18 protein-coding genes are annotated in these 21,099 nt (G+C 70.4%); 11 read left to right on the top strand and 7 right to left on the bottom strand.

All coding sequences use genetic code 11. The annotated features are described in order from the left end of the window. Positions 1–261 precede the first annotated feature (261 nt). From H2Q94_RS19035 to H2Q94_RS19050, 4 genes are all read left to right on the top strand, one after another. On the top strand, positions 262–1,584 hold the full coding sequence (locus tag H2Q94_RS19035) for an ABC transporter permease (protein ID WP_243788551.1): 1,323 nt from the start codon (positions 262–264) through the stop codon (positions 1,582–1,584). 294 nt (positions 1,585–1,878) lie between these two features. After that, a complete protein-coding gene (locus tag H2Q94_RS19040) occupies positions 1,879–2,748 on the top strand; it encodes a HalD/BesD family halogenase (RefSeq protein WP_243795796.1) in 870 nt (289 codons plus the stop codon). Between the two features lie 27 nt (positions 2,749–2,775). Then, the gene (locus H2Q94_RS19045) at positions 2,776–3,579 is read left to right on the top strand and encodes a class I SAM-dependent methyltransferase (RefSeq protein ID WP_243788552.1); all 804 of its coding nucleotides are present in this window, start codon (positions 2,776–2,778) and stop codon (positions 3,577–3,579) included. Between the two features lie 43 nt (positions 3,580–3,622). Next, entirely contained in the window at positions 3,623–5,443 is a 1,821-nt protein-coding gene (locus H2Q94_RS19050) for a choline/carnitine O-acyltransferase (RefSeq protein WP_243788553.1), read from the top strand. Positions 5,444–5,627: 184 nt separating this feature from the next. Here H2Q94_RS19050 and dapA read toward each other — a convergent pair whose 3' ends face one another. Together dapA and H2Q94_RS19060 are read right to left on the bottom strand one after the other, a co-directional pair. Then, positions 5,628–6,482, bottom strand: coding sequence for a 4-hydroxy-tetrahydrodipicolinate synthase (gene dapA / locus H2Q94_RS19055; RefSeq protein ID WP_243788554.1), 855 nt, complete (start codon positions 6,480–6,482; stop codon positions 5,628–5,630). 324 nt (positions 6,483–6,806) lie between these two features. Continuing rightward, a complete protein-coding gene (locus tag H2Q94_RS19060) occupies positions 6,807–7,235 on the bottom strand; it encodes a DUF5313 family protein (protein WP_243788555.1) in 429 nt (142 codons plus the stop codon). 123 nt (positions 7,236–7,358) lie between these two features. On the opposite strand from H2Q94_RS19060, the gene H2Q94_RS19065 reads away from it, so the two are divergent. Continuing rightward, complete coding sequence (locus tag H2Q94_RS19065) at positions 7,359–7,871, top strand: MarR family winged helix-turn-helix transcriptional regulator (protein WP_243788556.1); 513 nt, start codon at positions 7,359–7,361, stop codon at positions 7,869–7,871. Positions 7,872–7,933: 62 nt separating this feature from the next. Further along, complete coding sequence (locus H2Q94_RS19070; RefSeq protein WP_243788557.1) at positions 7,934–8,908, top strand: adenosine deaminase; 975 nt, start codon at positions 7,934–7,936, stop codon at positions 8,906–8,908. Positions 8,909–9,062: 154 nt separating this feature from the next. Here the strand turns inward: H2Q94_RS19070 and H2Q94_RS19075 are convergent, their stop codons facing one another. After that, entirely contained in the window at positions 9,063–10,229 is a 1,167-nt protein-coding gene (locus H2Q94_RS19075; RefSeq protein ID WP_243788558.1) for a beta-ketoacyl synthase N-terminal-like domain-containing protein, read from the bottom strand. 532 nt (positions 10,230–10,761) lie between these two features. On the opposite strand from H2Q94_RS19075, the gene H2Q94_RS19080 reads away from it, so the two are divergent. After that, positions 10,762–13,533 (top strand): sensor domain-containing protein, encoded by a 2,772-nt coding sequence (locus H2Q94_RS19080; RefSeq protein ID WP_243788559.1) that lies wholly within the window; start codon positions 10,762–10,764, stop codon positions 13,531–13,533. A gap of 49 nt (positions 13,534–13,582) precedes the next feature. Here H2Q94_RS19080 and H2Q94_RS19085 read toward each other — a convergent pair whose 3' ends face one another. Further along, a complete protein-coding gene (locus H2Q94_RS19085; protein ID WP_243788560.1) occupies positions 13,583–14,761 on the bottom strand; it encodes an ATP-binding cassette domain-containing protein in 1,179 nt (392 codons plus the stop codon). On the opposite strand from H2Q94_RS19085, the gene H2Q94_RS19090 reads away from it, so the two are divergent. Continuing rightward, a complete protein-coding gene (locus H2Q94_RS19090; RefSeq protein ID WP_243788561.1) occupies positions 14,754–14,942 on the top strand; it encodes a hypothetical protein in 189 nt (62 codons plus the stop codon). The two genes, H2Q94_RS19085 and H2Q94_RS19090, sit on opposite strands and share 8 nt — an antisense overlap. Then, on the top strand, positions 14,939–15,577 hold the full coding sequence (locus H2Q94_RS19095) for an ROK family protein (protein ID WP_243788562.1): 639 nt from the start codon (positions 14,939–14,941) through the stop codon (positions 15,575–15,577). The genes H2Q94_RS19090 and H2Q94_RS19095 overlap by 4 nt, the downstream gene beginning before the upstream one ends. Before the next feature lie 13 nt (positions 15,578–15,590). Here H2Q94_RS19095 and H2Q94_RS19100 read toward each other — a convergent pair whose 3' ends face one another. Both H2Q94_RS19100 and H2Q94_RS19105 read right to left on the bottom strand, forming a co-directional pair. After that, on the bottom strand, positions 15,591–16,361 hold the full coding sequence (locus H2Q94_RS19100) for an SDR family oxidoreductase (protein ID WP_243788563.1): 771 nt from the start codon (positions 16,359–16,361) through the stop codon (positions 15,591–15,593). A gap of 128 nt (positions 16,362–16,489) precedes the next feature. Further along, positions 16,490–17,413: an amidohydrolase family protein gene (locus H2Q94_RS19105; RefSeq protein WP_243788564.1), complete on the bottom strand. Its 924-nt coding sequence runs from the start codon at positions 17,411–17,413 to the stop codon at positions 16,490–16,492. Between the two features lie 48 nt (positions 17,414–17,461). On the opposite strand from H2Q94_RS19105, the gene H2Q94_RS19110 reads away from it, so the two are divergent. Further along, the gene (locus H2Q94_RS19110) at positions 17,462–17,953 is read left to right on the top strand and encodes a MarR family winged helix-turn-helix transcriptional regulator (RefSeq protein WP_243788565.1); all 492 of its coding nucleotides are present in this window, start codon (positions 17,462–17,464) and stop codon (positions 17,951–17,953) included. Positions 17,954–18,066: 113 nt separating this feature from the next. Further along, positions 18,067–19,356 carry a lactate 2-monooxygenase gene (locus tag H2Q94_RS19115; RefSeq protein ID WP_243788566.1) on the top strand — a complete coding sequence of 430 codons (1,290 nt, stop codon included), beginning with the start codon at positions 18,067–18,069 and terminating at the stop codon, positions 19,354–19,356. Here H2Q94_RS19115 and H2Q94_RS19120 read toward each other — a convergent pair whose 3' ends face one another. Next, entirely contained in the window at positions 19,357–20,889 is a 1,533-nt protein-coding gene (locus H2Q94_RS19120) for a GMC family oxidoreductase (protein ID WP_243788567.1), read from the bottom strand. Between the last annotated feature and the right edge of the window lie 210 nt (positions 20,890–21,099).

Here is a 21,099-nt window from a genome sequence, read left to right on the forward strand (position 1 = left end):
CCCAATCGGACAAAGCACGACACCGAGGAAAACTTGCAGTACCTGCATTCTTGCAATGAATGCAGGTACTGATATCGTCTCCGGGTCTGGCCTTCCAGGTTCGCCGCCGGCATCGTCGCCGCGCTCGGCGACCCGCGACGCAGGCCACCTCCGCCGGACCCGCTCACCGACCGCGCCGGACGATCCCGGCCACGGTTCGCCACCTCGCGGGCAGGCCATGAGCCCGCCCGCGCACGCCGTCACCAGGACAAGGAGCAAGTCGTGCCCGAGCAGCAGCCGACATCGCTGGTGCGCACCCTGGCATCGTCGCTGTGGTTCCCGATCTTCTTCATCCTCGGCTTCGTGCTGTGCTATCTGCTGCCGTTCCACGCGCCGTCGCCGCACCACCTGCCGGTGGTGACCGTCGGCGAGCAGGTCGCTCAGCAGCTCGACGCGAAGTTCGCAGCGGCGCTGCCCGGCGGAGTGGACGTCGCCGCCGTGCCCGACGCCGCGGCCGCCCGCGAGGCGATCACCGACCGCGACGCCGTCGCCGCCTACGACCCGGCCTCCGGGCAGCTGTTCTACGCCAAGGCGAACGGCGCCGCCCTGATGCAGTTCCTGCAGCAGATGTTCGCGCCCGTCGCCGCCGCGGGCGGGCACGCGCTGGCCGTCGTCGACCTCGCCCCCACCGCGCCGGGCGACGTCATGGGAACCGGGCTGTTCTACCTGCTGCTGGCGATGAACATCCCGCCGTACGTCACGGTCATGGTGCTGCTGCGCGCGGAACTCACCACTCGGCAGAAGCTGATGTCGCTGGTCGGCGTGGGCGCGTTCGCCGCCGTGGTCTGCTACGCGGCGGGCCGGATCCTCGACGTGATCCCCGCGCATCCGGTGGTGATGCTGCTCGGTTTCCTGCTCACCCAGGCCGTCGGCTGGACGACGTTCGGGCTGGTGCCGCTGGTGAAGCAGTTCATCCCCGGGGTCGCGATGACGCTGTTCGTGCTGCTGAGCATGCCCTCCAGCGGCGGGGCGATCCCGAAGGAGCTGGTGCACCCGTTCTTCCAGTTCTTCCACCTGCTGCTGCCGCTGGGCGAGGCGGCCGACTCGATCCGCGGCATCCTCTACTTCGACGGCGCCGGGTCCTGGCCGGGGATCATCGGGCTGGTGATCTGGTGCGTGGTCGGGGTGACGCTCACCGCCGCGACCCAGTGGTACGCGAAGCGGCAGCGGGAGAAGGATCCCGAGGCCGTGGCCGAAGCCGGTTCCTACGAGCACACCGACGACAGCGGCACGGTGCTCGACCCGACCTTCGAGCCGCCGCAGCCGGCGCACCACCGGACGCTGGCGGGCAGCGTCCGGCTGCGGGGCGACGTGCCCGCGCGCGGCGCCGTGGTGACCGTGACCGATTCGGCGGGCAATCAGCTCGCGCGGGTCGACACCGACGCCGACGGCGGCTACGAGGTGCACGACCTGCCGGACCGGGTCGTCACCGTCGTCGCCGCCGCGCGGGGAGCGGCACCGTCGGCGAGCCGGGTTTCGGTGCCGAACGGGCGCAGCGGCCACGACTTCGTACTCGCCCCCACCGCCGAGCCCGCCGCGCGCTGAGCGGTCCGACGAGGGGTGCGGCTCATCGGCCACGCCCTTTACACGCCGATGCACCGTCCGCACAAAGCGATCCCGATCACACGATTCATGGCCGTGAACTTCCTGCGGGCGCAGCAAATCCGCTAATTTGATCTTCGCGAGAAAATCCGGCCGGATTCCCCGACGCGGTGAGCACCCGCCAGTAACCGCGCCATGCCAGATTCGTTGGATCCGGAGTACACCGCAGTGGCGCGGATCGGGTGCACCGGACCCGCCGCGTTCGGGTCGGTGAACTCGACGTGCGGAGAGGACCACATGAGCGCATCGGAGTCCCAGCTGGTCGAGCGAGTGGTCGACACGACCCGCTACCCGCTCGCGGAACCGGACGGCCCCGGCTGGACCGAGGCGGTCTCCCGCGCCCGGCAGGACCTCGCCGAACACGGGTGCAGCGTGCTGCCCGACTTCATCCGCCCCGCGCTGCAGGAGGAGCTGCGGCGGGAATGCGCGGAGATCGCGCCGCAAGCGCACTACGACGTCGAGGTCGTCAACGCCTACAACATCGACACCAGCATCGAGCTGCCTCCGGAGCACCCCGGCCGCAAGACGCTGGAACGCGGCAACGCGTTCGTGGCGCGCGACCAGATCCCCGCCGAAGCCATCATCAACCGGCTCTACACCGACCCGTTGTTCCAGCGGTTCCTCGCCGACTGCGTGCAGCTGCCGCAGATCCATCCGCTCGCCGATCCGCTGGCCGGGCTGACGCTCAACGTCGTCAACCCCGGCATGGCGCATCCCTGGCACTTCGACACCAACGAGTTCGCGGTCAGCATGCTGACGCAGGAACCGGAGTCCGGCGGCGGATTCGAGTACTGCCAGGACATTCGCTCCGGCGACGAGGAGAACTTCGACGACGTGCGCGCCGTGCTCGACGACGAGGGCGAGCACCTCGTCCGGCGGCTGACGTTGCGCCTCGGCGACCTGCAGCTGTTCAAGGGCCGCTATTCGCTGCACCGGGTCACCGAGGTCGGCGGTTCGACGGCGAGGTACTCGGCGATCTTCGCCTACAGCGAGCGGCCGGGCGTCATCGGCAGCGTCTCGCGCACCAAGCAGATCTTCGGCCGGGTCCTGCACGAGCACGTGGCCGCCGAGGGCAACGCCGTGCGCGGCGACGCGCTGCTCGACTGACCGTCCCACCGCAGAGGAGCCCGGCCCGTGCAGTTCGATTCCACCGGAAAAGTCACGCTGGACCACATCTACACCCGGCCCGATCCGCGCGACTACTTCCGCACCTTGCGCACGCTCGAATACCGGATTCCGCAACTGGCGAAACCGTATTTCAGCAAATTCCTCGACGAATACCGGCAGGCCCGTCGGGTGGCGGTGCCGACCGTCGTCGACATCGGCAGCTCCTACGGCATCAACGCCGCCCTGCTGAAATGCGATGCGGCGCTCGACGAGCTCTACGCGCACTACACCGACGAAACCGCCGAAGCGCTCGACCACGAGGGGATGCTGGCCCGCGACCAGGACTGGATGCGGGCTCGCGGCGGCGTCCCGGACGCCCGCTTCATCGGGCTCGACACCTCGCGGCCGGCCCTGGATTACGCCCTCAACGCCGGGTTCCTCGACGACATCGTGCACGCCGACCTGGAAGAACAGGACCTGGACGAGCACCAGCGGGAACGGCTCGCCCGTGCCGATGTGGTCGTGTCCACCGGCTGCCTCGGCTACGTCGGGGAGCGCACCGTCCGCCGCATCGCCGACGCCGCGGGGAAACCGTGGATGGCGCATTTCGTGCTGCGCATGTTCCCGTTCGACGACGTGGCCGCGAGCCTCGCCGAGATAGGCTACGAAACCGTGCACGTCGAAGGTGCGTTCGAACAACGCCGATTCGCCTCACCGCAGGAACAGGCCTTGATGCTGGACACCCTGTCCACCGCCGGAGTCGACCCGGCCGGCCTCGAAGCCGAAGGCTGGCTCTACGCGGAACTGTTCGTGTCCCGACCGCGCGCATGACGCCGAGAAACGCCGCAATTCCCACACCTCCCATTTCGCAAGGATGACCGTGAACGACACACAGCAATGGTCCACCCGAACCTTCGGCAATGAGGACCGCCTGCCGCGCGTGCCGGTGCCCACGCTGGAGAACAGTTGCGCGCGCTTCCTCGAATGGTGCGCACCGCTGCTGACCGCCGAGGAGCTCGCCCGGACCGAGCAGGCCGTCGCCGATTACCTGCGCCCGGAGAGCCCCGCGCGCACGCTGCACGCCGACCTGGAGCGCTTCGACGCGACCCAGGGCGTGCACAGCTGGCTCGACGAGTTCTGGCCGTCGCGCTACCTCGGCAGGCGGGACCGGATCGCGCTGAACGCGAACTTCTTCTTCCTGCTCCAGGATTCCGAGCTGGGGCAGATCGACCGGGCGGCGGGGCTCATCGCCGGTGCGGTGGCGTACAAGAAGTCCCTCGACGACGAGTCGCTGCCGCCGCTGATCCAGCGCGGCAACGCCTCGTCGATGGAGCAGAACAAGTTCCTGTTCTCCACCACCAGGATTCCCGGTGAGCAGCAGGACACCGCGCGCACCCCGTACTCCGCCGATCACCCCGGCCCCTCCCCCGCCCGGCACATCGTGGTGTTCTTCCGCGGCAACCTGTTCCGGCTCGACGTGATCGCCCCCGACGGCACGCCGCACGACCTGGCGGATCTGGCGGCAGGCCTCGAAGCGGTCCGCGAGGCCGGGACCGCCCGTGCCACCGACGGCGCCGTCGGGCACCTGACCACGAAGGCCCGGGCGGACTGGGCGCAGACCCGGCAGCGGCTGCTCGACCTCGGCAACGCCGACGAGCTCGACACCGTGGAATCGGCGTTGTTCTGCGTCTGCCTGGAGGACTTCGCGCCCACCGACACCCAGGAAGCCTGCGATCAGCTGCTGCACGGCGACAGCGGGAACCGCTGGTTCGACAAGGCCGTGTCGCTGATCGTCTTCGAGGACGGCCGGGCGGGCATCAACGTGGAGCACTGCGGCCTCGACGGCACCACGATCCTCACGTTCGTCGACGCGCTGCTGAACTCCACTCCGCAGCAGCACGCCGCGAACTCCGGGGCGCGCTCGCAGGGCACGCCGGAGTTCGAGGGCATCGGATTCACCCTCGACGACGCGCTGCGCGCCGAGGTGCGCGACGCGGCGAGCGCGTTCGCCACGTTCGCCGCCGAGACCTCCAACAAGATCCTGGCCTTCGAGGACTTCGGCTCGGACCGGGCGAAACGCCTGGGCATCTCTCCGGACGCGTTCGTGCAGATGGCCTACCAGCTGGCGCACAAGCGCACCAAGGGCATCGGCGCCACGTACGAGTCGATCGCGACCCGCCAGTGGCGGCACGGGCGGACCGAGGCGATGCGCGTGGTCACCCCGGAGATCGTCGAGTTCGTGACCGCCATGGACGACCCGTCGGCCGACGCCACCAAGCGCACGGCGGCGTTGCGGGCCGCGGCCGACAAGCACGTGGCGCGGGCGAAGCAGTGCCAGGCCGGGGACGCCCCCGAGCAGCACCTGTGGGAGTTGCAGCTCATCCAGCGCCGCCGCGGCGCCGAGCTGGGCGCGACGGAGCCGTTGGCGCTGTACGACACGCCGGGCTGGAACATCATGCGCGACGACTACCTGAGCACCAGCTCGGCACCGTCGACGAACATCCAGTACTTCGGATTCGGCTCCACCAGCGGGAAGTGCATCGGCGTGGCCTACGTGCTGCTGCCCGACCGGCTGCACATCTACCTGAGCACGCCGCTGGCGGTCTCGGGCGGCATGTACGCGTTCGCCGACAACCTCCGCACCGCCATGCGCGAGCTCGAAGACCTCCTGATCACGGAGAACTCCACGAACTGAGCGCCTCGGGTGAGTGCCTCCTCGGACCGATGAGACCGGCCGAAGGAGGCATCGACTCCCCCGGCCCCGCCAGGTGCATGTCGCCTGTGACCAGTAGGAGTGGGCGAAGGACGCATTACCCGAGCCTGTTCGCGAATCGAGCCCCGGACGATGTGGTCGTCCGGGGCTCGATTCACGAGGAAGGTCAGGCCGCGAGGAAGCCGCCTGCGATCAGGGCGGCGCGCACGACCTCGGTCTCGGCCTCGTCGGCCTCGGCCAGCGGCAGGCGGGGGCCGCCGACGCGGTGCCCGAGCAGGTTCAGCGCCGCCTTCACCGGAATCGGGTTCGTCGTCACCGACAGCGCCGAGTACAGGTCCTTGAGCGAGATGTCGATCTCCGTGCGCCGCTCCGGCTCGTCGATCATCCGCCGCATCTGCGGACCCGCGATGTGGCTGGCGACGACGATGCCGCCCGCGCCGCCCATGTCCAGCGCGGCCGCGAACGTCTCGTTGTTGCCCGCGTACACGCCGAGCCCGTCGACCAGCGCCAGGTTGTCGTCGTTGGCCTGCTTGACGTAGTCCACCCGCTCGATCTGCGCGAGCTCCGCGAGCAGGTCGTTGGGCATGTCCGTCGCGGTCCGCGCCGGGATGTTGTAGAGCACGATCGGCTTGTCGGTGGCGTGCGCGATCTCGCCGTAGTGCCGCACCAGACCGCGCCGGTTCGGCCGGTTGTAGTACGGCGTCACCGACAGCACCCCGTCCACTCCGAGCTCGGTGACCCGCTCGGTCATCGCGCACGCCTGGGCGGTGTCGTTGGAACCGGTGGAGCCGAGCACCGTCACCCCGTCGGGCCGCTCCGCGCAGGCGATCTCGACGAGCCGCAGGTGCTCCTCGTTGGTGAGGGTCGCCGCCTCGCCGGTGGTGCCGCAGACGACGATGCCGTCGGAGCCGCTGTCGATCACGTGGTGCAGCAGCGCGACGAAGGCGTCCTCATCCACTTTCAGCTCGTCGTCGAACGGGGTGACGATCGCGGTGAGCAGGGTTCCGAGTGTCGTCGTCATGGCGCTGCCTTCCTTCATGTCTGTGCCGTCCGGCCGATTCCCGGCGCCGGACCGTCGGAACCACCCGGCCGCAGCTCGCGGAGCTCCGCGGGACACGTGCCGGTTCCGGCGCTTCGGTATCGACCACCGTCCCAGGCTGCCGCGTTCCGGGCACTTCGCTGTGTGGACGGGTGTCACCAGCATGAATCATCCGCGGCGGCGGGTGCGACGAGGGTGGGCGCGAGCAGCGGATTCCGTTGCCGCGCAAGGCCGTTCCGATGCCGCGGCCCGGTTGCGCGGAAGTGCGCGCGAGCCGGCGAACGCGCTCGGAATCGGGCGATCCGGTCAGCGCCCGGCGGAGTCGTCCTGCGGGTGCTCCGGCTCCGAGCGGTAGCGCGCCGCGTAGCGGGCCTGCTGCTCGGAGCTCAGCTGCTCCGACACCTCCTTGCGGCGTTGCCGGGCGATGCCGAGCGGATAGCCCTGCTTGAAGGCGCGGTGTTCGCAGGTGAACTCGGCGTAGGCCATGCCGTACCAGACCGCGAGGATCGCGCCGCCGAGGATCGCCATCGCCTTGATCCACATCGGCCCGGGGACCAGCAGGAACAGCAGCCCCGGCGAGATCTGCACGAGGCTGCGCACGGCGTGGCGCAGCTGCCAGGTGCGCACGGTGACGTCGTGCAGCACCCACTCGTCGTAGCGCGACGGCAGCTTGCCGCCGAAGGAGTACCAGACCCAGCGCACCGGATCGGGCCGGACCCGCTTCTCCTCGGCCACGCCACACCGCCTCTCACCTGGCCGCCTCGACGGGCTGACCTCATGCACGAACATTTAACGCACTAATCATATGCACGCGATATGTTAACGTACATCCCAGACTTGCCGAGAGGAACGTGCCGCATGACTCCCACCGAACCAGTGGCCCCCACCGGGCATCGGAACGCCGACTCGCAGCCCGGCGTCGATCTCGGCGAGGACCCGCTGGCACTGGACCGGCAGGTCTGCTTCGCGCTCTCGGTCGCCTCCCGGAGCGTGATCGCGCTGTACCGGCCGCTGCTGGAACCGCTGAACCTGACCCACCCGCAGTACCTCGTGATGCTGGCCCTGTGGGAGTCGGATCCGCGCTCGGTCAAGGACCTCAGCCACACCGTGCAGGCCGAGCCCGCGACGCTGTCGCCGCTGCTCAAACGCCTCGAATCGGTCGGTTACCTCACCCGCAGCCGCAGCTCGGGCGACGAACGGCTGGTGACGGTGAGCCTCACGCCTGCGGGCCGCGAACTGCGCGCGGAAGCCGAGAAGATCCCGCAGCGGATCGTCGAACGCCTGGGCATGCCGCTCGAGGACCTGGAGTCGTTGAACACCGCGCTGCGCGAGGTCATGGCCGCCGCCCAGCGCGCCAAGACCGGTTCGTGAGTACCGTCTCCCCCGCCCGCCGGACCGGTGATCGGGCGCGGCCGCCTCGCTAGTCTCGCGGGATGAATACCCCGCCCATTGCCGAACTGCACGTGCACATCGAGGGCACCCTCGAACCGGAGATGGTCTTCGAACTGGCGCGGCGCAACGACATCGCGCTGCCGCACGAGTCGGTCGCCGACCTGCGAGCGAAGTACCGGTTCGCCGACCTGCAGTCCTTCCTGGACATCTACTACGCGAACATGGCCGTGCTGCGCACCGCCGCGGACTTCCACGACCTGGCCGCCGCCTACCTGGACCGGTGCGCGGCGCAGGGCGTGCGGCACGCGGAGATCTTCTTCGACCCGCAGGCGCACCTCAAGCGCGGTGTCGCGATGGAGACCGTGATCGGCGGGCTCGGCTCGGCGCTCGCCGACAGCGAGGTGTCGGCTTCGCTCATCCTGTGCTTCCTGCGCGACGAATCCGCCGAGTCGGCCGCCGAGACGCTGCGGCTCGCCGAACCGTTCCTGGACCGGATCGTCGGCGTCGGCCTGGACTCCGCCGAAGTGGGACATCCGCCGTCGAAGTTCACCGCGGTGTTCGAGCGCGCCCGTGAACTGGGGTTGCGCGCCGTGGCGCACGCGGGCGAGGAAGGCCCGCCGGAGTACGTGCGGGAGGCGTTGGACCTGCTCGGCGTGCAGCGCGTGGACCACGGGATTCGCGCGCTGGAGGACCCGGAGCTGGTCGAACGGCTGCGTCGCGAGCGGATCCCGCTCACCGTGTGCCCGTTGTCGAACGTGCGGCTGGGCGCGTTCCCCGAGCTGGGGCGGCACACCTTGCCGCAGCTGCTGGAACAGGGACTGCTGGTGACGGTGAATTCCGACGACCCGGCCTACTTCGGCGGGTACGCGGACGAGAACTTCGCGGCGGTGCGGCGGGAACTGGGGTTGAGCGACGAGCAGCTGCGGGCGCTGGCGGCGAACTCCTTCCACGCCTCCTTCCTCGACGAGGAACACAAAGCCGAATTCCTCGCCGAGGTCGAAGCCTGGAAGCCTTGACGACACCGTTCAGGGTGATCTCGCGTGTTCTGCCGGCGGCGGAGCCGCTGAGGTTGCGCTAGCCGGTCACCTGCGCAGATCGTTCTGAAGGGCCGGGTAGGTGCCCGGAGCTCCGGTGTGGATCTCCGGGCACCTCTTCCTCACCTGCGACGGATCAGTGCGACGGTCCGAGCACGATTGCCGAGTTGTGCCCGCCCATGCCGATGGAGGACTTCAACGTGAGCCCTCCGGCCACCGGGGTGGGGCCGTCGAGCAGCCTCGGGTTGCCCGGCGCCCGCAGCGGCGGAGCCGGGATGAACCCGTGCTCGTAGCCGAGCGCGGCGACCGCGACCTCGACCGCCGACGCGGCCCCCTGGCAGTGGCCGACCAGCGGCTTCACCGAGTAGATCTCGGTGTCCGCCGCCAGCAGTTCCGCGCAGAACCGCGCTTCCGCGTGATCGCACTGCGCGGTGCCCGGTCCGTGCGCGTTGAGGTAGCGGATGTCGCCGCCCTTCACCCCGGAGTTGGCCAGCGCGTCGGCGACGCAGCCGCTCACCTCGGTCAGGCTCGGCTCGATCGAGGTGACGTGGTGGGCGTCGTGCGACATCGCCCCGCCCAGCACCTGCGCGTACGGGGTGGTCAGGCCGCGGGAGAGCACCATGCCCACCGAGGCCTCGCCCATGATGAACCCGCGGCTGCCTTCCTGGAACGGGCGGCACGCGTCCAGCGGTTCGGTGTCGGTGATCGTGACGCCGAGCCGTTCGAAGTGCAGCAGGTTCTCCGGGCTCGCCGACAGGTCGGTGGCGACGAAGACCACGTCGTCGACGATGCCCGCGTCCAGCCAGGCCTTCGCGGTGAGCAGCCCGGCGTTGCCCGAGGCGCACATCGCGGAGACGTTCATGGCGGGTCCGTGGAAGCCGAATTCCTTCATGAACGTCGACATCGGCGTGGAGGGCATCAGGGCGAGGTATTCGCGGATCGTGACCTGGCCTTCGCGGGCCTGGTAGAACTCCCGCCACAGGTCGACTTCGCCGAGCACGACCGCGTGCAGCAGGCCCACGCGCCTGCCGGGTGTCCAGCCCCGGTTCTCGGCGTCCTCGATCGCCTCGCGGGCGGCGGAGCGCATCGCCCTGGCGAAGCGGCTCGGACCGTCGGCGAGGTCACCGCCGTCGGGAATCCGCGCTACCCAGGCGGACCGGTCCTGGTCGGGTCCGTGTCCGTCGACGAGCGTGGCGGCGAGGTCGGAGGCGGCCAGACCGTCCCACATCGCGTCGCGGCCCCAGCCGTACCCGGTGACCGCGCCGACGCCGCCGATTTCGATTTCAGAGTGCTGGGAGATCATGAGTTATCCCTTTCTCGCTTTTGTGATCAATCGATTTCGCGCCACCGCTCCCGTTCGCGGCGATTCGCGTTCGGCACGCCATGAATCCATCGCGGCAGCACGGACGGAATTGCCACGGGGCCGCGAGAGAGGCTGGTCACCGACATCGAGATCGGACTACGCGCAGTCACTTATTCTTGTGAACCGCGACCAAGATCTCCCCTTTAGAGTGACGCGAAAAGGCGTTAAGTGGATACCGATAGTGCTTTAGGCCTCGAATTACCACGCGATCAGGCCAAAAGATCACTACGAACGCAGACCGGCAGATCACATCCCGTGTTCGCCGCCGCCACCGCCCGGGTTTATGATCAGCCGGGCGCACCGGCCGCCCGACCACTCAGGACGGTTCGTGAGCAGCACACATGGGAAACTACGAGCGTTCGGATACCGACCTCGTCAGATCGCGAGGAGGAGACGCTTCAGATCCGGGCGTGGACGGTGGTGGCTCGATTTATGCGGATGGCGTGCACAAGATCTGTCTCGTGGATGATTCATGGAAGCTGACCCAGTGGCCGAACAGTCGATAGGCCCCGAACTGGACCGCGAGTTCCTGGACCTCGCGCTGACCGCCAACGGTGCGGTCCGCTGGTCGCTGCGCCTCGAAGACGAGACCGTCACGTGGACTCGGGGCATGGACGCGCTGCTCGGCATCCCCGACGTGAGCGAGGAAACGCTGCGCGCCCGGTTGCTGGACCTCATCGCGCCGATGGCGCTGTCGGCTCGCACCGCCTCCGAATGGCACGATCTCGACCTGGAACAGCCGATCCCCGATGGCGGCGAAAGCGAGCCCCGATACGTCCACTTCCACGCGCGCCGGTTCCACGATCCCTACGCCGGCGAACACCTGATCGGCGTGGCCGCCGACGTGACGCGCGTGCACCAGGACCGCCAGACGCTCACCGACCTAGCCGACCGCTACCGGCTGCTGGTGGAGCTGAGTCCGGACGCGATCTGCGTGCACCAGGACGGCCTGGTGCGCTACGCGAACTCCGCGACGTTGAACATGCTCGGCACCGACGGCGCCGAAGTCCTGCTCGGCCGCCCGATCACCGACTTCGTGGAAACCCAGTCGGTGCCGAAGATGCGCGAACGGCTCCGGTCGCTGACGGAGCCCGGCGCACGGACGAAACCCGCCGAGGCCGCCCTGCACCGGATCAACGGCTCCACGGTTCCCGTCGAGGTCGTCTCGGTGCTCACCACCTGGGAGGGCAGGCCCGCGCTGCAGGTGATCATGCGCGACATCACCGACAAGAAAGCGGCCGAGGCGAGCCTGCGCTACCAGGCGGCGCTGGTGCAGCACGTCAGCAACGCCATCATCGCCATCGATCACGACGCGGTGGTCACCAGCTGGAACCCGGCCGCCGAAGCGGTCTACGGGATCTCCGCGAAGCATGCGCTCGGCAGGCCCGTCGAGGAACTCGTCGGCGCCGCGCTGCGCCCGGGGGAACTGCTCGCCAGCGGAGGCGTCAGCGAGGCGTTGCACCGGCGCGGCGACGGCAGCGCCCTGGTCGTGCGGGTCTCGGCCGCGGAGATGGACGAGGGCTACGTGCTGGTGTGCGCCGATGAGACGGCCCGCCGCCACGCCGAACGCACCTTCGCCACCGTCATCGACGCGCTCGACGAGGGCGTGCTGGTGATCAACCCGACGGCGATCATCGAATCGGCGAACCCCGCCGCGCAGCGCATCCTCGGCGCCCAGCCCGCGGAGATCGTCGGGGCCAACGCCGACGCGTGGCCGATGTTCGACGAGAACGGCGACCGGGTCACCGAGCAGACCCGTCCGTCGGCGACGACGTTGCGCACCGGGCAGCCGGTGAACTCGCGGGTGTTCCGCATCCAGCGCGGGGACGGGCAGAGCGTGTGGCTGACGGTGACGGCCCGCGCGCTGAACCCGGACGACCACCCGCCGTACCGGGTGCTGGTGTCGTTCAGCGACATCACCGAGAGCCGGGCCGCTCGCGAACGGCTCGAACACGAGGCCACGCACGACCCGCTGACCGGGCTCGCGAACCGGACGCTGGTCCTGCGGCACTTGGACTCGGCGGTGAACTCGCCGCGCCGCAAGCAGGCGCTGACGGTGCTGTTCGTGGACCTGGACAACTTCAAGATCGTCAACGATTCGCTGGGCCACGGCGTGGGCGACGAGGTGCTGCGCAACATCGGGCAACGGCTGGTGCGCGCCACCGACGACACCGAGATGGTGGGCAGGCTCGGCGGGGACGAGTTCGTGGTCGCCACGCAGAGCACCTTCGATCACGACGAACTGTCCGCCCGCGCCGACCGGCTGCTGCGCACCCTCACCGAACCGACGCACGTGGAGGGCATCCGGCTGCACGTGGACGCCAGCATCGGCATCGTGGTCTCCCGGCCCGGCGACACCCGCTCCGCCCAGGACCTGCTGCGGGACGCCGACGTGGCGATGTACCGGGCGAAGGCGCAGGGCCGCGGCCGCTACACGTTCTTCGACGTGGAGCTGCGCGAACGGGTGCAGCGGCACATGAAGCTGGAGCAGGACCTGCGCCACGCGGTGGCTCAGCAGCAGCTGTGGGTCGCCTACCAGCCGGTGGTGGACCTCAAGAGCGAGCGGGTGATCGGCGCGGAGGGACTGCTGCGCTGGGCGCATCCCGAGCACGGCGCGATCTCGCCCGCCGAGTTCATCCCGCTGGCCGAGGAGAGCGACCTCATCAACGAGATCGGCGAGTTCATGCTGCGCACGGTCACCAGGGAGTTCGCCGAGCTGCGCCGGGAGCACCGCGACGAGCTGCAGATCAACGCGAACCTCTCACCTCGGCAGCTCGGTGATCCGCGGCTGCACGACATCGTGCGCAACGCGTTGGACAACGCCGGGATGCCGCCGGAGGCGCTGTGCCTGGAGGTCACCGAGAACGCGTTGATGCAGGACGCGACCTCGGCGGTGCGGGCGTTGCGGAACCTGCGGAAACTGGGCGCGTTCCTGGCCATCGACGACTTCGGCACCGGGTATTCCTCGCTGGCCCAGTTGCGCCGGCTGCCGCTGGACTCGCTCAAGATCGACCGTTCGTTCGTGTCCGACCTGGGCGAGTCGGAGGACGTGCAGGCGATCATCACCAGCATCGTGGCGATGGCGCACGCCGTCGGGCTCAGCGTGGTCGCCGAAGGTGTGGAGACCGCCGAGCAGCTGCGAATCCTGCAGCGGATCGGCTGCGATCTGGGGCAGGGCTTCTACTTCGGCAAGCCCGCCCCGCTGAGCGATTTCTCCGCTCTGTGCGGCACTTTCTCGCTGTGATCCCCAGACGCGTACTGCGGTTCCGCTGCCCGGAGACCTGCGCAGAGCACTACGAGACCACCGTCGCGGCGGGTTCGCGTCGGGGCGGCAGCGCGGGAAGGGCGCTGAGCAGGCTGCGGGTGTAGGGGTCGCGGGGTGCGGCGAAGACGTCCTCCTCGGGGCCGTGTTCAACGACGCGGCCGTCCTTCATCACCAGCACGTGATCGCTCATGTGGTGCACGACGCCGAGGTCGTGCGAGATGAACAGGTACGCCACTCCCAGTTCCGCTTGCAGCGTGGTGAGCAGGTCGAGCACTTGGGCCTGGATCGACACGTCGAGCGCGGACACCGGTTCGTCGCACACGATCACCGAGGGGCGCGGCGCGAGCGCGCGGGCGATGGCGACGCGCTGGCGCTGCCCGCCGGACAGGTGCAGTGGCCGCCGCTGCCGGTGCTCGTCGCCGAGCCCGACCTGTTCGAGCAGCTCGCCGACTCGCCGCGACCGGGCGCGGGCGGTGCCGAACTCGTCCGGGTCCAGGCTGTCGCGCAGGATGTGCTCAACGCTCCAGCGCGGGTCGAAGGAGCTCAGCGGGTCCTGGTAGATCACGGTGATCCGCTTGCGCAGCGGCCTGCGCCGTCGCGGGCTCAGCGTGGTCCACGGCCCGTCGTGGAGTTCGACCGAGCCTTCGTCCGGAGTTTCCAGCGCGAGCGCCATCCGGGCGGTGGTGGTCTTGCCGGATCCGGATTCCCCCACCACACCGAGGGTTTCGCCGGCCCGCAGCTCGAAGGACACGTCGTCGACGACGGTGCGCAGCCGCCGGTCCGGGCCGCGGAAGCGCTTGACCAGGCCCGAGGCGCGCAGCACCGGGGCCTGCGTCCGGGAGGTGCCGCGATCTGGCAGCACCGTCCCGGCCGGCCGGTCCGGGTGCGGGGACAGCAAGGTGCCCTTCCGGTGGTGGGCGGGAACGGCGTCCAGCAACGCCTGGGTGTACTCGTGGCGCGGGCTTCTCAGCACCTCGTCCACCGGCCCTTGCTCGACGATCTCGCCATGGCGGATCACGGCGACCTCGTCGGCGAGCCGGGACACCACGGCGAGGTCGTGGCTGACCAGGATGAGGCTCTGCCCTGCGCGGATGCGTTCCGCGAGCAGGTCGAGGATGCGGACCTGCACGGTCGCGTCGAGCGCGGTGGTCGGTTCGTCGGCGATGAGCAGCGCCGGGTTCAGCGCGATGGCCTGCGCGATGAGCACCCGCTGGCGCAGCCCCGGACAGCTCGTGCGGGAGCTGCCGAGCTCGCACTCGCGGTTCCGGCACGCCCACCTGTTCCAGCAGCTCGTGCACCCGTTCGGCACGGGACGCGCGGGTCCCTTCCCCGTGCAGCGACAGGGCTTCCTCGACTTCACGGCCGACGGGGCGCAGCCGGTCCAGTGAGACCAGGGCGTCCTGCAGCACAAAGCCGATGTCGCGCCCTCGGATCCGCCGCCACTGCCGGCAGCACGCTGTACTGCTACGCCCGCGAGACGATCGGCGTCGCGCTGAGCATCGACGGCGCGGTGCACAACCCGAACACCGGCCCGGGAGGCATCGGGCACCTGCCCGCCGGGCCGACGGAGCTGCTCGACCCGCGCGGCACCGGCAGGCTCGACGGCGCCGTGAGCGACACCGGGATCGTCGAGGCGGCCCGAGCCGTGGGCCTGACCGTGGACTCCACCGCGGACTTGGCGGCGCTGGCCGAGAGCGGTGACGCCTCGGCACTGGCGCTGCTCCGCGAACGCGCCCGAGTGCTCGGCCGCGCGATCGGCCACATCGCCGACGTGATCAACCCGGATCGGATCATCCTCGGCGGCCAGGCGTTCACCGAGTTCCCGGCGACGCCGCGCGAAGTGGCCCGGTCCGCGGCGGAGAATTCCGCGGTGCCGCACCGGGAATTCCGGGTCACCGCCGCGGGCGACGGAATCCAGCAGCAGGCCGCGGCCGCCGTGTCACTGGACTTCCTCTACGCCGACCCGCTCGCCGCGCTCCGCCAGGGCGATCGCGCGACCTCGCCCCGAAACCGGCGCCGGTGAGCCGTCCGGCCTGCTAGTGCGCGCGAATCAGGCCGCCGTCGCATCTGAGCTGTTCGCCGGTGATGTAGGAGGCTTGGGCGCTCGCCAGGAACACCACTGCCGCCGCGAACTCCTCGGGCGTACCGAACCGGCCAGCCGGGATGTCCGCGCGGGAGGCGTCGCGCACCTCGTCCTCGGCGACGCCGCGTCGTTCGGCCATGGCGGCGTTGAGCGAGTTCAACCGTGCGGTCTCGATCCGGCCGGGCAGCACCAGGTTGACGGTGACCCCGTCCCCGGCGACTTCGGCGGCGAGGGTCTTCAGGTACCCGGCGAGCGCTCCGCGACCCACGTTCGAGGCCGCGAGCCCGTTGATCGGCTGCTGGATTCCGCTCGAACCGATGGCGATGATCCGGCCCCAGCCGCGCTCCCGCATGCCAGGCAGCACCGCTTCGACCAGGCCAACGTGCGCGGACAGCAGCAGCCGCACCGCTTCCTGGGCGTCCTCGGCGCTCATCTCCGCCGCGGTGCCCGGGGCAGGCCCGCCGCCGTTGAGGACCAGCACGTCGACCGGCCCGAAATCGGCGGCGGCGTCGATCAGCGAGCGCGGCCCGTCCGGCTCGGTGATGTCCACCCCGATGCCCACGGCGGACGGCAGCTCCGCGGCCTGCTGCGCCGCGAGTTCCGCCCGGCGCCCGCCGAACGCGACGTGCGCGCCTTCGTCCGCCAGCCCGCGCACGACCGCCGCCCCCAACCCGGAGGTCGCCCCGGGAACGACCGCGACCCGACCGGCCAGTCCGAGATCCACCGCACCCTCACCCACTTCCGAACGAAGTCACCGCCCACGAACACTAGTGATCACCGCCGCCATCGACCACCTGCCGACGCACCCGGCAGTGGACGGCTCGTGCCGGCTCGCGCGAGGTGCGGCTCGGGTCAGGCCAGGTGCGGGAGGAGGCGGGTGGCGTTGGTCCGGTTGATCGCGGGGTGGTCGAGTTCCGGGGCGGTGTCGAGGCGGCCGGTCATGATGGTGGCGATTTCCGCTGGGGCATAAGGGAAATCACTGCCGAACAGGATGCGTTCCGGATCGGCGAATGCGGTCAGGCCGGGCAAGGAGTAGGGCGAGGCGGACAGGGCGGTGTCGAAGTAGAACCGGCGCAGGTCGGTCAGGAGGTCCGCCGTGCCGCGCTCGTCGCCCGCCATCTCCAGGCAGGCCGCGATGCGTTCCGCCGCGTACGGCAGGAAACCGCCCGCGTGCGACAGGATGATCTTGAGGTCGGGATGCCGGTGCAGGGTGCCGTTCGCGGCCAGGTTCGCGGCCGCGCGGGTGGTGTCGAGCAGGAAGTCGGCGGCGAACGGCGGAATCCCGGGCACGGGTTCGGCGGGCAGCGCCGAGGGGTGCACGAACACCACCGCGCCGCGCCTGCCCAGCTCGTCCATCAGCGGTTCGAAGGACGGGTCGCCCAGGTACGTACCGGCGCTGTTGGCCAGCAGCACCACGCCGTCGGCGTGCAGCTCGTCGAGCGCGTAGGCCGCTTCGGCGAGCGCTCCGTCCACGTCCGGCAGCGTCAGCGTCGCCCAGAACCCGAACCGGCCGGGGTGCTCGGCGGCCAGCTCGGCGCAGTATTCGTTGACCGAGCGGGCCATCGCGCGCGCGTCGCCGCCCAGCCAGGGTTCGACTCCCGGCGTGGTCACGGACAGGATCGCGGTCCCGATGTCGTTGCGGCCCATCAGGTCCAGCGACGCCTGCGGGCTCCAGTCCGGCACGTCCCGCCCGCCCGCGTCCGTGCCGGACCGCAGCAGCCGTTCCCGGTAGGCGGGCGGAACCACGTGGTGGTGGACATCGATGCGCTGAGCCATGACCGCTCCCAATACTTAGCTTGCTAACCAATGGTTAAGCTAACACCCATGACGGGTAGCGACCAGCCTCCGGGCGCACCGGCCTCCGGCGACGAAGCAGGAGTCGACGAACTCGCGCAGGCGACCGATGCGCTGTTCCTGGCCATGCGCCGCGCCCGAGCCGCGCATGCGGCCGACGTGGGCGGGCTGTCGCTGGCTCAGCTCGCGATGGTGCTGCCGCTGGCGGGCGGCGCGGAGCTCCCGGTGGGCGATCTCGCCGCGGCGGCGGGCGTCACGCTGCCGACCGCGACCCGGATGCTCCAGCAGCTGGCGGGCAAAGGGCTCGTGTCCCGCCGCCGCAGCCCCGAAGACGAACGCCGCGTGCTGATCACCCTCACCGACTCGGGAACCCAAGCGCTGCAACGACTCCGCACCCAGCAGCGGCAGGCGCAGGCGCGCGGCTACGCCGTGTTCACCCCGGAGGAACGCCTGCACCTCGCCGCCCAGCTGGGACGGCTGACCGACGTCATCAACGCCGGTCACCACCGGCCGCTGGACTGACACGGCCCGTCACCGGCTCCGCCGAGCACCGAGCCTCGGCCGGTATGGACGCATCCGGCCCGGCCGGAGATGATCGGCCGACGACGACCGCACAGCCTCGAACAGGAACCCGCATGCCCGACGACTCAGCCGCCGGATTCGGCCGCGACCGGCAATCCGCGATCTACCGGGCCGGGGTGTCCGGGCGGAAACCCGCGGTGCCCACGGATTTCCGCACGCTGGAGCGGCGCGCACGGCGGAAGTCCTCGGCGCGGGCCTGGGCTTACGTGGCCGGTGGCGCAGGTGACGGGGCGACGATGCGGGCGAACCGGGCCGCGTTCGACCGCTGGTCGATCGTGCCGCGCATGTTGCGCGACGTGTCCCGGCGGGACTTGAGCGTGGAGCTGTTCGGCCGCCGCATCCCGGCTCCGCTCCTGTTCGCACCCGTGGGCGCCGCCGAGCTGATCCATCCCCAGGCCGACCTGGCCATCGCGAAAGCGGCGGCCGAACTCGGCCTGCCGTACGTGTTCTCCAACCAGGGTTGCGTCCCGATGGAGGAATGCGCCGCCGCGATGGGAGATTCTCCGCGCTGGTTCCAGCTGTACTGGAGCACCGACGAAGACCTGGTGGACAGCCTGCTGGCCCGCGCGAAGCGCAGCGGAGCCGAGGCGATCGTGGTCACGCTGGACACGACGCTGCTGGGGTGGCGCCCGCAGGACCTCAACCTCGGTTCGCTGCCGTTCGCGCGGGGCCAGGGCATCGCGCAGTACACCTCGGACCCCCGGTTCCGGAACATGGTGCGCGAGCGGGTGCGGCGAGGCTCGGCCGGCGGCGACTCCGACGTGGCCGTGACGTTCTCCGCGATCCGCGCGCTGCTGTCGATGAGCCGCCGCTTTCCCGGTTCGCTGCTGGGAAATCTGCGCTCCCCCGAGCCGCGCGAGGCCGTGCAGACCTTCCTGGAAACCTACTCGCGTCCATCACTGAACTGGTCGGACCTGGCGACGCTGCGCGATCGCACGGACCTGCCGATCTTGCTCAAGGGCGTCCTGCACGCCGACGACGCGCGCCGAGCGGTGGACGCCGGAGTGGACGGCCTGGTCGTCTCGAACCACGGCGGCCGCCAGGTCGACGGCTCCGTCGCCGCGCTGGACGCGCTGGCCGAGATCGCACCGGCGGTCAACGACGAGCTCACGGTGCTGTTCGACAGCGGAATCCGCTCCGGCGCCGACGTCTTCACCGCGCTCGCCCTCGGCGCGGACGCGGTCTGCCTGGGCCGTCCGTACCTCTACGGCCTGGCCCTGGCCGGGCAGGAGGGTGTCCGCTCGGTCGCGGCGAACGTGCTCGCCGAGTTCGACCTCACCCTGGGACTCACCGGCCACACCACCCCCGCCGAACTCACCCGGGACGCCCTCCGGCCCGCTTGATCAGCCACGCATCACGTCCGCCATCTTCTCCCCCACCAGGACCGCGGCCAGGTGCGGATTCGCGCGCGGCACCCACGGGAACACGCTCGCGTCGGCGACCCGCAGCCCTTCGACGCCGAGCACCCGGCCCTCGGGATCCACCACGACGTCCGAGGCTCCCGCGCCGCCCATCCGGCAAGTGCCCGAGGCGTGCGCGGTGTCGAGGACGTTGGCGAGGGCGAACTCGGCGAACTCCTTGTCCGACATCGCCGTGTCCGGCGCGACCATGCCCGGACCGAGCCCCATCCCGGCGGAGAGCTTCTGCAACTCCGGTTGGGCCGCGATCTCGCGCAGCTCGTCGACGACGACCCGGAACCGCAGCATGTCCTCCGGATCGGACAGCATGTTCAGCTCCACGGCGGGATCCACCGTCGGATCGGTGGAGGTGAGCCGGACCCGGCCGGTCGAGCGAGCCCGGTTGTTCCAGCCGATGACGCCGGCGACCGGGAGCCCCTCCCCCATCGCGCCCGGTGTGGCGAGCACGCCGTCGTTGCTCTCGCCGCCGACACCGGTGGTGAAGCGCAGGAACAGCTGGCCGCGTTCGGGCAGCCCGCCGAAGTCGGGCGGCTCGTGCAGGCCGAGCACCAGCAACATCGCCGCGTGGTCCTGCAATCCGAGTCCCACCGGGAGGTCCGCGACGGGCTCGATGCCCAGCTCCCGCAGCTGCGCTGCCGGGCCGATGCCGGAGCGTTGCAGGATCGCCGGAGAGTGCACGGCACCGGCCGAGACCACGACCTCGGCGGCGTGGAACTCGGCGGGCTCGCCGTCGACGATCGCCCGCACCCCGGTCGCCCGGCCGCCGCTGATGAGGATCCGGTCGACCGGCGCGCCGCCCACGACGTGCAGTCCCGGCCGCTCCCGCGCCGGCTCCAGGTAGGCGTCGTTGGTGGACACGCGGCGCGTGCCGAAGCTGTTGTAGGCGTACGGCGACACTCCGGTCGCACCGGGCGCGTTGTGGTCGGGAGCCCACGGGTGGCCCCTGCGCTCGGTGATCTGGTCGAGGGCCGATTCGATCGTGGCGAAGTTCTCGCGGCTCGGCCGCAGCACGGGGATCGGCCCGTCGGCACCGTGGTAGTCCTCGTGCGCGAAGTCCTGGTCGTTCTCCAGTTTCATCAGCAGCGGCAGCACGTCCCGGTGGCTCCAGCCGGTGCAGCCGTTCGCCGCCCAGCCGTCGAAGTCCTCCACGGTGGGCCGGATCGCGAACAGCCCGTTGATCGCCGAGCTCCCGCCCACGCCGCGCCCCCGCACGTAGGTCGCCGGGGGTTGCGCGGCGGATCGCGATGCCTGCAACTCCGGGAAGGTGTGGGACTGCGCCAGCTGCTCGGGCAGGCGGTTCTTGCCGGGCTCAACGCCCTGGATCTCTGGCGGAGTTTCGGCGGAGCGGTAGTCCAGGCCCGCTTCCAGCACCAGCACCCGCCGCTGATCGTCCTCGGTCAGCCGCCCCGCGAGCGCCGCCCCCGCCGAACCGGCACCGATGATGATCGTGTCGTACATGATGTCCTCTCCGAGCCCCCTGATGAGCGCCCGCCCGGTGGGCGGTACGAGCAGCAGAAGCCATGCCCCAACGGCACACTCAATCCTTTGTGCCGCACGTCACTTTCGCATCCCGCGAGCAGTTCCCCCGGACGAAGAGTCCCCGGACGCACGTTCCCCTTGGCCTGCCCAGGAAGAGGCGGCCGCCTCCAGCAGGCAGCAAAGGTCCGA

This window comes from Saccharopolyspora gloriosae, from assembly GCF_022828475.1.
Lineage (GTDB): Bacteria > Actinomycetota > Actinomycetes > Mycobacteriales > Pseudonocardiaceae > Saccharopolyspora_C > Saccharopolyspora_C gloriosae_A.

What these genes read in the sequence shown, in the direction of transcription:
- H2Q94_RS19040 (WP_243795796.1), top strand. Translation starts at nt 1,879, where the DNA reads ATGAGCGCATCGGAGTCCCAGCTGGTCGAGCGAGTGGTCGACACGACC.
- H2Q94_RS19050 (WP_243788553.1), top strand. Translation starts at nt 3,623, where the DNA reads ATGACCGTGAACGACACACAGCAATGGTCCACCCGAACCTTCGGCAAT.
- dapA (WP_243788554.1), bottom strand. Translation starts at nt 6,482, where the DNA reads ATGACGACGACACTCGGAACCCTGCTCACCGCGATCGTCACCCCGTTC.
- H2Q94_RS19065 (WP_243788556.1), top strand. Translation starts at nt 7,359, where the DNA reads ATGACTCCCACCGAACCAGTGGCCCCCACCGGGCATCGGAACGCCGAC.
- H2Q94_RS19070 (WP_243788557.1), top strand. Translation starts at nt 7,934, where the DNA reads ATGAATACCCCGCCCATTGCCGAACTGCACGTGCACATCGAGGGCACC.
- H2Q94_RS19075 (WP_243788558.1), bottom strand. Translation starts at nt 10,229, where the DNA reads ATGATCTCCCAGCACTCTGAAATCGAAATCGGCGGCGTCGGCGCGGTC.
- H2Q94_RS19080 (WP_243788559.1), top strand. Translation starts at nt 10,762, where the DNA reads ATGGAAGCTGACCCAGTGGCCGAACAGTCGATAGGCCCCGAACTGGAC.
- H2Q94_RS19090 (WP_243788561.1), top strand. Translation starts at nt 14,754, where the DNA reads ATGAGCACCCGCTGGCGCAGCCCCGGACAGCTCGTGCGGGAGCTGCCG.
- H2Q94_RS19105 (WP_243788564.1), bottom strand. Translation starts at nt 17,413, where the DNA reads ATGGCTCAGCGCATCGATGTCCACCACCACGTGGTTCCGCCCGCCTAC.
- H2Q94_RS19110 (WP_243788565.1), top strand. Translation starts at nt 17,462, where the DNA reads ATGACGGGTAGCGACCAGCCTCCGGGCGCACCGGCCTCCGGCGACGAA.
- H2Q94_RS19115 (WP_243788566.1), top strand. Translation starts at nt 18,067, where the DNA reads ATGCCCGACGACTCAGCCGCCGGATTCGGCCGCGACCGGCAATCCGCG.
- H2Q94_RS19120 (WP_243788567.1), bottom strand. Translation starts at nt 20,889, where the DNA reads ATGTACGACACGATCATCATCGGTGCCGGTTCGGCGGGGGCGGCGCTC.